The sequence below is a fragment of the Rhodohalobacter sp. 8-1 genome (genome assembly GCF_038150125.1).
GTDB lineage: Bacteria > Bacteroidota > Rhodothermia > Balneolales > Balneolaceae > SW132.
Window position 1 is genome coordinate 35058 of the sequence record NZ_JBBVMF010000008.1, and the last position, 14748, is coordinate 49805.

The 14748-nt window shown below is 44.2% G+C and carries 7 protein-coding genes and 1 tRNA gene; 2 read left to right on the top strand and 6 right to left on the bottom strand.

Translation table 11 applies throughout. The features are described from left to right. Positions 1–20 precede the first annotated feature (20 nt). From AABW11_RS09810 to AABW11_RS09825, 4 genes are all read right to left on the bottom strand, one after another. Positions 21–704, bottom strand: a complete 684-nt coding sequence (locus AABW11_RS09810) for a hypothetical protein (RefSeq protein ID WP_340104904.1) — start codon at positions 702–704, stop codon at positions 21–23. A 142-nt stretch (positions 705–846) separates the two neighbouring features. Further along, positions 847–1374: a hypothetical protein gene (locus tag AABW11_RS09815; protein ID WP_340104905.1), complete on the bottom strand. Its 528-nt coding sequence runs from the start codon at positions 1372–1374 to the stop codon at positions 847–849. A 702-nt stretch (positions 1375–2076) separates the two neighbouring features. After that, positions 2077–2667: a hypothetical protein gene (locus tag AABW11_RS09820; protein ID WP_340104906.1), complete on the bottom strand. Its 591-nt coding sequence runs from the start codon at positions 2665–2667 to the stop codon at positions 2077–2079. 782 nt (positions 2668–3449) lie between these two features. Beyond that, a tRNA-Leu gene (locus tag AABW11_RS09825) sits at positions 3450–3537 on the bottom strand. A gap of 755 nt (positions 3538–4292) precedes the next feature. Between AABW11_RS09825 and AABW11_RS09830 the strand changes: the two genes are divergently transcribed. After that, a complete protein-coding gene (locus tag AABW11_RS09830; protein ID WP_340104907.1) occupies positions 4293–5195 on the top strand; it encodes a DMT family transporter in 903 nt (300 codons plus the stop codon). Between the two features lie 140 nt (positions 5196–5335). Continuing rightward, a complete protein-coding gene (locus tag AABW11_RS09835) occupies positions 5336–7468 on the top strand; it encodes an APC family permease (RefSeq protein ID WP_340104908.1) in 2133 nt (710 codons plus the stop codon). A gap of 67 nt (positions 7469–7535) precedes the next feature. Here AABW11_RS09835 and AABW11_RS09840 read toward each other — a convergent pair whose 3' ends face one another. Both AABW11_RS09840 and gltB read right to left on the bottom strand, forming a co-directional pair. Beyond that, positions 7536–9020 (bottom strand): glutamate synthase subunit beta, encoded by a 1485-nt coding sequence (locus AABW11_RS09840; protein ID WP_340104909.1) that lies wholly within the window; start codon positions 9018–9020, stop codon positions 7536–7538. A 218-nt stretch (positions 9021–9238) separates the two neighbouring features. After that, the gene (gltB, locus tag AABW11_RS09845) at positions 9239–13825 is read right to left on the bottom strand and encodes a glutamate synthase large subunit (RefSeq protein WP_340104910.1); all 4587 of its coding nucleotides are present in this window, start codon (positions 13823–13825) and stop codon (positions 9239–9241) included. Positions 13826–14748: the final 923 nt, after the last annotated feature.

A 14748-nucleotide genomic window follows, 5' to 3' on the forward strand; every position in this document is an offset into this window, starting at 1 on the left:
TGATGCGCTTACTGTCGGCATCAATCGTACAGTTTTTCTGCTGCGTCTTTTAATTGCTTAACAATTTTGAAACCATCATAAAATGGTTCAGCAAATAATTTCATATTCTCATTACCCAATTTATTTAAAGAATTAAAAAGGACTACATCTTTAAAAAATCTCGAGTCATTTAAGTCTTCTAAAAGCGAAATTATTTCTATTGGGACATATTCTTTAAAGAGGTGAATATGACTAATTATTTCTTTGGTCTCTACTTTTAAGTATAGAAAAGTCTTTAAGTAAGAGGCCTCTGTTATCAACCCCTTAGTAGGAGGATATTTTTTATAGGTAGATATTCCTTCCATCAAATTCTCAAATTTATTATAGTCAGGAATATTTTCATGTTTTACTGAATCTGGTTCCATTGTATTAATCATATTAATAAAAAGAGAGTGTATTTTTTTAATATCTCTTTTTACAACAGGCTGAAACCTTTTCTTTTTTTCTGTTTTGGGTAAATAATTAATCAATAAATAAAATAAAGTAGCGGCAATAAAACTGTATGAAAGACTGAGAAGTACATTATTGTAATTAGTTACAAAAGTATCAGACCAGTTTACTGATATTTTCGGGAGAATTTGTACCCCAATAGATAGTATGATATAGAAGCCGACAAGATTAAGGGCAATCAAAGTGAGGTTAGCAAGTCTTAAATTGTTGTACATTTGTAAAACGGATTTCTTGAATAAACTTGTGCTTATGCCGTAAAATGGTGCAACATTACTGCAGCGTGGCATTCAATTTTAGCTTCGAGCAAACATCAGTTACACATCCGCTGGAAATGATTGTTATACATAAAGATAAAGGTCATTTAACATTTTTTAGTTCTTCGTGAAAAAAATCTAAATCCAGATAATTTCGTGTATCAGTAGGTTTCCTGTACAGACTCATTGATTCTTCAGTTAATGAATCAACTCCCATCGATCTTCTAATACTATTCAGAAATTGATAGTAAGCTTTGATTAAGTCTTCTTGTGTCACTTTTACTAAGTTGTGACTATTGGGATTGCATATACCACCAAGTAAACTTGCAAAGTCTCCATACGCAAGATAAACTCCCGTTGGTGCTATAGCTCCAATGTGTGAAGTCTCAACTGTAAACTCTAAATAGTCTCTTTGAAAGTCCTCTTGAGCATCTTTTTTATCCTCATCAGTAGCATTTATATATCGGAGGGCAAAATAGTATATCTCATCAGCCTTACGTAGTACATCTGTATATACTTCAGATTGTTTAGAATAGAGTATTTGTCTTTGAGGGGATACTCTATTTCTGTACGAAATCCAAGTACCTAAAATTCCAATTATAATCCCAAGTAGTGCACTGATTAAGTCCATAATGTTTTATTAGGTATAACGAGCCAGCGTTTAGATGGCGCGGGGATATAATTTCTTTGAAGTAGCGAAATTAATTCCTTACAAACAAATACGATCGCACCCCGTCCGATTTAAAACGCTTTGTGTGTGCCTTGGCTTACAATGTAAGTCAATAATCTTGAGGGTGAAAGCCCCTATGGGCAGGGGTGACGCCCTGAACCATTAGCAAGTCGCAAGGGCGTTGCGGGTAACCGTAAGTCTGAAGGAAGCGAGACTGCAAAATCCGGTACTGACGAACAGGAACCGTATACGAGGCTTAATGAACTGGACGAGCAAGCACATCATTGTAACGTCTCAAACACCGAAAGGTGCATGTTCATTAAGTAGATACGGCAGGCATTGGAGGAAAGAAGGCATTCTTACCCGGGGAGATCCTGACTGCTTATAGAGTCAGGAAGTCAGCCAAAGCCATAGTAATCCGGCATTGCTGGATGAAGGGCTGAACGCTGTTCTCTCAGAAACTGAATTGGGAGCAAGGCTGCAAAACGAATAGTTTTCCGGCAGTCATGCAGCCCAGTATGAAAGTAGGAGATAGCTCCAGCCAGTGAAAAGACTGGTTGAAGTGATGGTTGGTGAACCGCCGTCTACGCGATCCGTACGTACGGTGGTGTGAGAGGCACACCGTGAGCCTATTGCTCACGGCCGTCTACTCGATCAGCTACATTATTCTGGATAGATAAAATTATAAGGTGATGAATCATCAATCCAAGAGGTAGCTTCTTCACCAATTCGCCTTATTTCTGTAATTAATGGCTCTAATTCTAGCTCAAATTTGCTCTCATCTCTTTTCTCTGAAACAAATATTAGTTCTTCCTGAAGAAGTACGCGCTTAACATTTTTGCTATTAACATCTAGATAGTCAAATGCTCGTCTATTATCCAATACAATCTCAAGAATAGTATTTTCACTTCCAACCCAATTATCTATTCTCTCATCAAAATGTTCAATGTTATCTCGGGCATTTCTGGGCAGTACCTCTGAGTCTATATCCACGTTCAGTTTATCACGCAATTCATTCATTCGATCTATTTTGGTACCGCGAGGATTTATTGGTGACAAATATTTTGATATCATTGCAGCATGAGCTAAAAAAGAAGAAAGGTGGAACCATACAAGACGAGTTTGCCGAGTCTCAGAATTATTTATAGCATCAATTAGTGCTTTAAATGCTAAGTCAGCACCTAAAGAATGCATAGATATTTCTTGCATGTACCAAGTTAGTTCGTGGTCATTCATAGTCTTTGTAGCTAACATGTATTTCTTTTTGGGCCATCAGCCAAACATTCTATTGAATAGTAATCCGATTATTTAAGTCGTCCAAATGGAGCCCCAAAAAAGTCCGAATAAAACGGCGATAATATCTGTAACCAATACTGTTTTTCCTTCTATGGATATTGCAAATCAGAGCCAGTGAATACAAAGTTTGAATAGCAAAATCTGCAAAACTAGATCCCATATTCTCAGTTGAATTTCTACCCAAATCCGTGGTCAGCTTTTAGTCTAATTAAGCTGATGGCCTCAGGTACATAAGAAGTTAAAGAGCTCAAGATTCAACACCATACAAAACCATACCGGTTTTAACTGATAGTCTGCTTAGTAAGTGTCTTACACTAATGCTGTGCCTAATGTTCACGAAGTGGAAATAACTTTGATTATAGTAACGCATATTTTTACTCAGATATCGAGCCTATTGGAGAAATTGGCGTTCAGTGGTAACGAGAAGCGAAATGAACTGTTGAGTTTTCGGTAGGGGGTTAAGGTAATGAAAGTTGTTAAGTGCCAACCATCATCTATATTGAAAGAACCATAAGAGTTCGGGTGGTATATTAATGCTTATCGAGCATTGATTGATAAAATCAGATCTCAAGAATCAATCTGTTTTTACTAATAGGAGCGGAGCACAATGATCATAATTACTGGTATACCAATCAAGTCTGTTGTCCCCCTGTTGTCCCCGAAAAATTCTTTGTTACTGGCATAAGTAGAAATAAAAAACCCCCGCAAATCATAAACAATTGACTTGCAAGGGTTTAGAGTACCTCGGGCCGGGCTCGAACCGGCACTGGCATTTAAATACCAATTGGATTTTAAGTCCAACGCGTCTACCAATTCCGCCACCGAGGCAAAAAATGTAAATTGTTTATTTTCAACCACTTAGAACGCACTTTTTCAACTTTGTTGAGAACGTAGATCGTAGTTCTGTTTCCCGAATGTTGGGCCGTTTTACTAACGATTAACTAACTAAAGTGCTTATCCTAATATGTTAAAAACGTTTAGTTTGTCCGAGAACAATTTAGATGTCGAATATAAGGCTTTACAAATTACTTCTACAACGTTCTTTTTAAATCTCATCAAAAAATTCGTTGTCGACACTCAATTGAGTCCCTGAAAGTAGAATGATTAAAAGAACTTTTGTTGCAGATGATTCTGTTAGTAAAACAAGAGCTTTAATCAAAAGTGGTTTAATTCCCCGACCCTCTGGGTCGGAAAAGACAAAAGTCCCCCTTTGAAGGGGGAAGCGAACGGAGTGAGTCGGGGGATGACTTTCTGAGTTTTGAACTATCAAATAACTTGGTTCTGATCCACAATGAATCATCCCCCATTGCCCCCTTCAAAGGGGGACACTCCAAAATAAACTCCATATTGACCAAAAAGTTATGGTGTTCTAATTTGATACCTCGCGGGCTCTGCCCCGAGGTAGTTCATTAAGCTATATGACAGAGTTCGAATATCTTATGAGCATTTACAGGTTGAATCAGATTACTGATTATATTTACAAGAGATCAATTGCTGATCAGGAGAAACTCTATCTTTCGAAGGAATCATAAGATCCAGGACAGATGAGACCGAAGTATCTCCACGAGTAAAGCTTTTACGACATGCAAGATAAAAACCAGCAGAAAAATATTTGGCTAATCACGGGTTTTGTGATTTTGTGGAATTCGGGATTTATTGGAGCTGAGTATGGCTTGCCTTATGCCGGACCTTTTACTTTTATATTTTATCGCTATCTCGCATTAACAATGCTCGTTGTTCTATATTTAAATGTAACAAATCAACTTTACTGGACCGGGTGGCGATATGTCCGGCAAAAGATGTTGATTGGTGTACTTGCTCATGGCGTTTGGCTATCGTGCGTACTACTTGCTATTGATTATGGTGTGCCTGCCGGCCTTGTGGCTCTTGTGGTTGCACTTCAGCCTCTTGCAACGGGCGCACTATCGGGTAAGGTAGTTGGCGAACCTACACCATGGAGTAGGTGGGCTGGTTTGGTTGTGGGGTTTACAGGTGTTGCTATTCCTGTATTAAGCCGGGTGGATTTTCAGGATTATTCTAACATGTTCGCATGGTTTATTCCACTCGGGTCGGTCATTGCCATAACGGCTGCCAGTCTTTATCAGCGTAAATTAAGCCTGAAAAAAGATCATCAGAAGCATTCAATTGGGTTATCACTTTTTTACCAGAGCCTGGGAACATCGGTAGCAGTGGCGGTGCCTGCACTTTTTATAGAGAATTTTGCAGTTGAGTGGAATTTCGTTTTCATCTCAGCAATGATCTGGCTCGTATTGGGCGTTTCATTTGGTGCCTATGCGCTGATGTGGATGTTGATTGATCGTATGGACGCTACAAAAGTCGCATCTCTGTTTTACCTCGGGCCGCCCGTAACTATGATTATGGCATGGCTGGCCTTCGGTGATGATGTTCAGATCGTTGACCTGGCAGGGCTGGCAATTGTTTTTATGGGTGTCTTACTCACATATCTGAAACCTCCCGCATCATAAGAGTACATGTGATACTGAGATTTTTAAGGTAAGTTTGATCTATTTTTATGACCTTTAAAAGCTGTAATCTGTTCTTTATTAATGAATATTGCAGGCGTTAATTTACATACTTGAAAATCTAAAAAGCTAATTCGCAGAAATTGAGTAATTCCAAATCTGCTAATACACTTCATCGGACGTTACCATTATCTCAGGCCCTGGCCATTGGAATAGGGACCATGGTTGGGGCAGGTATATTTGTATTTCCAGGTATTGCGATAAGTTACGCAGGTCCCGCAGCGATGTTTTCGTTTGCCATCGGGGGAGTGATTGCTCTCCTGGTTGCTTTTTCTGCCGCTGAACTTTCTACGGCGATGCCCGAAAATGGCGGAGCGTATTATTATGTATCCAGGGCGATGGGGCCATCTTTTGGTATGTTTGTTGGAATAGGGCAGTGGTTTGGATTGGTTTTTGCCAGTGCTTTTTACCTGGTGGGATTCGGCCGCTATGTTGCTGAACTTTTTATACAGTTCGGTTATAGCCCCGGTGATCCTGAAATAATGGTTGCATCGGGAACAGGACTGTTTCTTACGATACTGAACATTATCGGAACAAAAAATGTCGGCAAACTTCAGAATCTTATCGTTGTTACGCTGACGGGAATTCTTGGAGTTCTTTTTATTTATGGGCTTGCAGAAAGCACATCTCTATTTGGCGATACCCGGCGGCTATCGGCTCCCCTTTTTTCAGAAGGGAGTTTTCCTGTTATTTCTACGGTAGCCCTGATATTTACATCGTTTTTAGGGTTTGTTCAGATTGCAACCATCGCCGGGGAAATAAAAGAGCCATATAAAAATCTTCCTCGTGCGCTCGTTGGCAGCGTAGTGATTGTGGGACTGTTATACGTGACGGCAATTTACATTACGTCCATCTACATTCCGGAAGATGAACTGTTCAATCTGGGAGAAAATGCTATAACACGGGTTTCGGAGATTATCATCGGGCCGGTTGGGGGCACCGTTGTTCTTTTTGCTGCTCTGTTAGCCACTCTTTCAAGTGCAAACGCCTCGGTATTAAGCTCATCCCGGGCTGTTTACGCTCTCGATAAAGACGGCATGATACCTGGCATTGCATCAAAAGTGAACGAAACATTCGGGACGCCTCATATAGCGATATTGATGGCAGGTTTGCCAATTTCGGCGATCACTCTGTATGGCGGACTGGAAGTGCTTGCAGAGGTTGCCTCGCTGCTACACCTGGTCTTTTACGGGTTAATTTGCGTATCCCTGCTGATTCTCAGAAGAAAAAAACCAGTTTGGTACGTACCCACCTATCGTGCACCCGGAGGGGCATTGACACCGTTTTTGGGCGCATTGACAAGTTTTGGGATTATCTTTTTTATGCAGCGTGATTCGCTCCTGATCGGCCTGAGCATCCTGGGTGTATCAGCCTTGTGGTATCTCTTTTATGCGAGAGGCATATCGCTGCCAAGACCGTCGCCGCCTCATATACTGCCGAGGATGCGGGAACCTAAAATTTTACTGACGGTGGAACTTCCCGATCCTGAACTTCCGCCGATCGATCTTTTTAAAGCATTCCGAAACCTGAACTTGTTTGTATTGGGATACCGGATCAGCCCCGAACAGACGCATCCCGAACAGTCGGAAGAGGAATTAGATGAGAAAACACGAGAAGAGTTTGAGAACTATTTGAATGATTTGTCATTCACCTCAATCGATACGGTGAGTCAGCTTGAGTTTACTACAGATTACTCCGAGCTGCTTCAAAATTTTCTTGATGAGGAGAATGTTCACGCGCTTCTGATTCCAAAACCAATGGATGAAATGAACAGGATTCTGGTGCCTATTTACCAAGAGGATCAAATCAACAGACGGCTCGCAACTATCGTGAGAGAACTTAATAGCTATAGCCAGGCACCGGTCTCGCTATTTTTTGTGGCGCAGAAAGAATCAGGCACATCTATTGATAAATTAAAAGCAGCCGGGCTGAAAACGTTTCTCCAGGTGGGCATCGATAAATCAGATATTAAATTTAACAGTGTGGAAGTGGACGATGTCGAGGAAGCGATCCTGCAGATTTCCGGAAGCGATGATCTTGTGGTGCTGTGCGAGTCTCAGGATGATAAGAGAGAGAAGTGGTTCACCTCTATCCATGAAAATATCCGGGACGATATAGAGTCATCACTGCTGCTAATCTTCCAGGAAAAAGCCCGGCGAACAGATCAAACCGAGCAGGAGGCGGCAGAGGAAGTTGTTTCTGATGAGGATTCCTGATTAGCTTTGAAAGGAAATAGGCCAAGTGCTTTTCTAAGAAAAATCTTCGGCCTATCTTAAAACGAGATTAAGGCAATTCCGTGTGCCCCATCAGCCAGCGGTCGCATTCGCGGGCGGCTCCGCGGCCTTCGTTGATGGCCCAGACAATCAGGCTTTGGCCGCGTCGCATATCTCCGGCTGCAAAAACACCTTCCAGGTTTGTGTCATATTCACCGTGTTCGGCCTTTGCGTTGCTGCGATCATCCCGTTCAACATCAAGCTGTTCGAGCAGGGGATTTTCAGGCCCCAAAAATCCCATGGCCAGCAGAACAAGATCGGCTTTCCAGACTTTATGGCTGCCTTCAACTTCCACCGGTTTCATACGGCCATTTTCGCCCTGTTCCCATTTCACCTGAACAGTGTGCAGTTCTTTCACATTGCCATCTCCATCACCCACAAACTTTTTCGTCATCATCTCATATTCCCGGGGGTCATCGCCAAACTTCTTCCGGACCTCTTCCTGCCCATAGTCCAGCTTGTATACGTTGGGCCATTCGGGCCAGGGATTGTCATCTGAGCGATCCTCAGGCGGTTTGGGCATAATTTCGAATTGCGTGAGAGATTCGCATTCATGCCTCATTGATGTACTCACGCAGTCGGTGCCGGTATCTCCCCCGCCAATCACAATCACGTGCTTATCTTTTGCGGAGATGTAGTTGTCATCGTCATGGTCGGAATCGAGCAGGCTTTTGGTATCGGCATGGAGAAATTCCATGGCAAAGTGTATGCCGTCCAGTTCACGTCCGTCAATGGGTAGGTCACGAGGATTGGTAGCACCGCCGGCAAGAATTAAGGCATCATGTTTCTTTTGAAGGTCTTGAGCAGGTATATCTTTTCCAATTTCCGTATTTACAACAAATTCAATTCCTTCTTCTTTGAGCAGATCAACCCTGCGCTGTACAATGGATTTATCGAGCTTCATATTGGGGATGCCGTATGTAAGCAATCCGCCAATTCGATCGGCACGCTCATAAACGGTAACGTTGTGTCCCGCTTTATTGAGCTGCGCAGCCGCTGCAAGGCCTGCCGGCCCGGAGCCAATTACACCCACGGTCTTGCCGGTTCGTTTGTCAGGCGGGTTGGGAACAACCCATCCCTCCTCAAACCCGCGGTCGATAATTGCTTGTTCAATGCTTTTGATAGCTACCGGCGGATTTGTGATTCCCAGTACACACGAACTTTCACACGGAGCAGGGCATACCCGTCCCGTAAATTCCGGAAAATTATTGGTCTTGTGTAACCTGTTCAGGGCTTCCTTCCATTTGCCGCGGTAGACAAGGTCATTCCACTCGGGTATCAGGTTGTGAATAGGGCATCCGAGCGATTTGCCGCCCCAGTCGTCGCCGGTTTGGCAAAACGGGATTCCGCAGTCCATGCAGCGGGCTCCTTGTTCCCGAAGATCCTCTTCAGGCATCTTCAGATATAACTCTTCCCAGTCTTTTATCCTTTTAGTCGGTTTTCTGTAAGGAGTTGTCTTGCGATCAAACTCCATAAATCCGGTAGGTTTACCCATAATGATCGTAGGTTATAAAGGTTACTGTAAACTTATGTGGTTAATTTCTTTAACTCTTTAGGCCGGAAAATTAAAAAGTCTTTTTTTAGTTTGTCAAAAAAAGTGCAGGGTATTATAGTATAATCCATTCCGTCATACCGGACTCCGATCCGGTATCTCGCTATTTTGGAGGAACCTCAAAAAGGGGGACACCCCTTAAAAAGTTCCTATTTGACCGATCACACGGCTTTATTTTCAAGGAACGCATCCATAGCTGCTGTCTCCTCATCTGCTCCATTTTTCTTCGCTTTTGCGATGGAAATTTGCATCTGCTCAAAATCTTTGGGCATCACTTTTACAAATTTCTGCTCCAGCTGCTCCCATTTGGCCAGCACTTTCCAGGCCAGGTGACTGTCGGTATATTCGCCGTGTTTCAGAATCATCTGCTTAACTTTACGGATTTCATCGTCATCACTGAGCCGCTGCAGGCTGACCATCTCCTTATTGCAGTTTTTCTCAAACCGGTCGTGCAGATCCAGTACATATGCAATTCCGCCTGACATTCCGGCCGCGAAATTCCGCCCGGTTGGGCCAAGCACAACAACGCGTCCGCCGGTCATATATTCACAGGCGTGATCGCCTACGGCTTCCACAACGGCATTCACACCACTGTTTCGCACGCAGAACCGCTCACCGGCCATGCCGCGAATATAGGCCTCACCGCTGGTTGCTCCGTAAAACGAGACATTTCCAACGATGATATTATCTTCGGGCTTGAACCGGATTCCCTCATCAGGGTAGAGTATCAGCTTTCCGCCTGAAAGGCCTTTTCCGAAATAATCATTGGCATCGCCCTGCAGCTCCAGCGTCATTCCTTTCGGGACAAACGCGCCAAAACTCTGCCCGGCTGAGCCATTAAAATTCAGGTGGATGGTATCTTCGGGAAGTCCTTCACGGCCATATCGTTTCGTTACTTCACAGCCGATGATGGTTCCCACCACCCGGTTTATATTCTGGATGGGAAGCCGCGCCTGAACTGGCTTCTTCTTGGAGAGTGCCGGCTCGCAAATATCCATCAATGTTTGGATATCCATCGCGTTATCAAGCCCGTGATCCTGATCAATCATGCGGCGCGTTCCTACTCCTTCCGGAGCCTCAGGTCTGAACAGTACCGGTGACAGATCGAGGTATTTTCCTTTCCAGTGCGTGGTTTCACGCTGTTTAAGCTTGTCGGACCGGCCGATCATCTCATCAATCGTTCGGAATCCGAGCTTCGCCATGTACTCCCGTACATCCTGTGCAATAAATTTCATAAAGTTCACCACATACTGCGGATCACCTTTAAACTTATGCCGCAGATCAGGATTCTGTGTGGCGATGCCAACAGGGCAGGTATTCAAATGGCACACGCGCATCATAATACAGCCAAGCGTAATGAGTGCACTGGTTCCAAACCCATACTCTTCTGCGCCTAAAAGTGCAGCGATCACAATATCACGCCCGGTTTTAATCTGTCCGTCCGCCTCCAGGGTTACCCGGCTGCGCAGATCATTTAAAACAAGGGTTTGATGGGTTTCGGCAAGGCCAAGCTCCCATGGCAAACCCGCATGTTTGATACTGGTTTGAGGGGATGCACCTGTTCCGCCATCATGGCCGCTGATCAGGATTACATCGGCGTGCCCTTTGGAAACGCCGGCCGCAATCGTCCCAACCCCAACTAACGAGACCAGTTTTACGTTGATTCGCGCCCTTCGGTTGGAATTTTTAAGATCGTGGATCAGCTGGGCCAAATCTTCAATCGAATAAATATCGTGATGGGGGGGAGGGGAGATCAATCCTACTCCCGGCGTTGAATATCGTACTTTTGCGATCCAGGGATAGACTTTCCGGCCGGGCAGCTCGCCGCCTTCGCCGGGCTTGGCTCCCTGGGCCATTTTAATCTGGATTTCCGTGCCGCTATTCAGATATTCGCTGGTCACGCCAAATCGTCCCGAAGCCACCTGTTTGATGGAACTGTTGCGCGAGTCACCGTTGGTATCAGGAATGTAGCGGTCAGATTCCTCACCGCCTTCGCCACTATTGCTTTTTCCGCCAAGCCGGTTCATTGCAATTGCAAGAGCCTCATGCGTTTCCAGGCTGATAGACCCGTAAGACATCGCCCCGGTTTTAAACCGTTTACAAATCGATTCTACAGATTCAACCTCGTCAATCGGAACTGAATCATTTCCAAAGTCAAAGTCGATAAGATGGCGCAGGGTAGGGGCCGGATCGTACTGTTCATCCAGACGTTTTGCGTAATCTTTATAAAGCTGATAATCATTCGTCTTACTGGCAAACTGTAGCAGGTGAACGGTTTCGGGGTTGTACATATGATACTCCCCGTTTCGCCGCCATTTATACTGGCCGCCTTCATCAAGCACCTGTCCGTTGACGCGAATCGTCGGATAGGCCTGTTCGTGTCGCATCTCCGCTTCTTTCGCAATAATATCAAGGCCAATCCCTTCAATGCGTGAATCGGTCCATGTGAAATACTTATCGATCACTTTCTGGCTAATTCCCAGTGCTTCAAAGATTTGGGCTCCGCGATATGATTTAATTGTGGAGATACCCATTTTGGACATCACCTTCACGATGCCTTTCACAACCGCTTTGTTATATCCTTTCACAGCTTTTTCATACGAAACATCTTCGAGCAGTCCTTCCTGAATCAGATCGTGAATACTTTCATACGCCATATACGGATTCACAGCATCCACTCCGTAACCAAGCAGAGTGCAGAAATGGTGCGTTTCTCTCGGCTCGCCCGATTCAAGCACGATGCTGATTTCGGTTCGCTGACCGGTTCGGATCAGGTGGTGATGAAGTCCTGCCACGGCAAGAAGTGCAGGTATAGGGACTTGATTGTTGTCAAAATCTCTATCGCTTAGAATTAAAATGTTAGCACCCTTTTCAATGGCTTCATCAGCGGCTGAAAACAGATCGTCCAGCGCACGTTCCAGTCCATCGCCACCGCTGCCGGCTTTAAAAAGCATCGGCAGTTCTTTCGTTTTAAATCCCTTTAAATCAATCTTCTTGAGCTGATTAATCTCTTCATTTGTTATGATGGGAGTCTCCAGCTCAATCTGCCGGCAGCTTTCCGGAGTGGGATTCAGGATATTGCCCTGCGATCCCAGCATCGTTTCAGTTGATGTAATAAGTTCCTCGCGGATTGGATCGATCGGCGGATTTGTGACCTGTGCAAAGAGCTGCTTAAAGTAGTTGTATAAAAGCTGGGGTTGATTGGACAGGACGGCAATCGGCGCATCATTTCCCATCGAGCCGACCGGCTGAAGCATATTCTCTGCCATCGGTCCCACGTTAATCTTCAGATCCTCGTACGTATAGCCAAATACCTTTTGCCGGTGCAGCACTTGTTCATGCTTCAGTTCCGGGGCTTTCGGCTCAGGGTTTTCAACAATTTTATCGAATTTTACAAGGTTCTCATTCAGCCATTCCCTGTAGGGATGTTCTTTCGCAATTTTTTGCTTGATCTCTTCATCACTGATAATCCGCCCCTGTTCGGTATCAATCAGCAACATACGGCCGGGCTGTAACCGCTCTTTCTGGATGATATCTTCCGGCGGAAAGCTCAGCACTCCGACCTCGGATGCCAGTACGACGGTATCATCCTGGGTAACATAGTACCGCGATGGCCTCAGGCCGTTACGGTCGAGTGTCGCACCAACTATTTTTCCATCGGTAAATGCGATTGACGCAGGGCCATCCCACGGCTCCATCAGGCAGCTATGATACTCGTAAAATGCACTCAGGTCATCATCCATGCTTTCATGTTTTTCCCACGGTTCGGGAATCATCATCATCATGGCATGGGGGAGAGACCGGCCGCTCAGGTAGAGGAATTCCAGGCAGTTATCAAACCTCTCTGAATCACTCCCGCCTTCCTGTACGATGGGGAAAAGCTTTTCGAGTTCGTCCCCGAAAAGGTCAGTCTCGAGCCGGGCCTGTCGTGCGTGCATCCAGTTCTGGTTGCCGCGCATGGTATTAATTTCACCGTTGTGAATTACATACCGGTAGGGGTGAGCAAGCTCCCAGCTTGGAAATGTGTTTGTACTGAACCGAGAATGGACCAGCGCTAGGGCTGTTTCCATGGTGGGTTCGCGCAGGTCGGGATAAAATCCATCGAGCTGCTTAGTGGTGAGCATTCCTTTATAGATAATCGTACGTGCTGAGAAACTGGCGATATAAAAAATCTCTTTTTCATTAATCAGGTACTCTGTTTCATCAATCGCTTTGGTGATCCTTCGTCGAAGTACATACAGACTCCGTTCGAAATCAAGCTCAGTGCTGAATTGCTCGCCCCGCTTAATAAACACCTGGCGGATACCGGGTTCATTAGCCCTTGCTGATTTTCCCAGCTTGGAGTTGTCGGTTGGTACTTTTCGCCAGCCGAGAATCTCGTGCCCTTCGTCTTTAATGATTTTTTCCATCAGACGTTCACACTTGAGGCGGTCATCGCGTTCGCCCGGAAGAAATACCATTCCTACACCATATTGACCAGGTTCGGGAAGTTCGATACTTAACCCTTCACACGATTGCTTAAGAAATTTGTGGGGGATCTGCAGCAGAATTCCTGCGCCGTCGCCACTGTTAGGCTCACTGCCGCTGGCTCCGCGATGGTCGAGATTACTGAGCACGGTGATGGCCTGCCTGACAATATTGTTAGACTGTTTGCCTTTCATGTTTACAACAAATCCCATACCACAAGCATCGTGCTCGTGAACAGGATTATAGAGGCCTTGTTTGCCGGGAGCTTTTCGTGTAGTCATCTGATGGATTTTTTGAGTACGTAAAAAATTGATAGGAAATTGAGCCGGGAAAATGCGGGCAAAGCTAACTTCTTAAAACTAATTTAAACTAAATTTTCTTTTGAGCAAGAAACACCTGTCTAAATCAATTCAAATGGATTAAAAACAACACATTAAGACACTATTATGGTAGAATCACTACTAATCTATAATATGTGAGGCCGCTCCGCAATAAATAAGTCATTTTTTATTTATGCTGTCCGGGTACCTTAAAAAAGCGATTTTTTGAAGCGTATTTGCATGAATAGCAGTTTAGCGCATTGTGATGGCTCACATATTTTTTTGATCGATTTCGGCTGAACTGCGTTTGATATTGGCAAAAATCGTTTCTTTATACCGAAATCTTTATGGGTTGATGGATAAAATTATGAAAGATCCATTCATTCATAAAATTCGAATAGATGGTCTGATTCATAATCCGGATCAACATTCTTAAGAAACTGAAAGTATTCCTCTCTTAACGATCGATATTTGTGGTGATATTGCTGATTCTCACTCAATCAAATCACATCGAATAACTGTGACTTCCCGTAACTCGGATTTTTCATGCAAGAAGCTCATGAGAAAATAACACCGACTTAAATGACATACTATTTTGGACTATTACTTTACTCATGCCGAAAACATCGATACCTGATACTCAATATTGTTAACATACCTACTCGTGAGTAATTCGAGCTAACTTAACGCTCTAAATCCTGTTTGCTATTGACCTTTAGTATCGATAACCCCCTTCTGATTGACAAATGCTGGAGGATTTGCCGCAACTATGGTGCTCTTCACCAGTGTTAAGTCAAATATGAAATGTCGTAAGCAACCTGTCAGCACCCACTGGATCTGACAGCGTTGTTTTTTTGACGCTGACATCCCAACCGCTGTCGGGA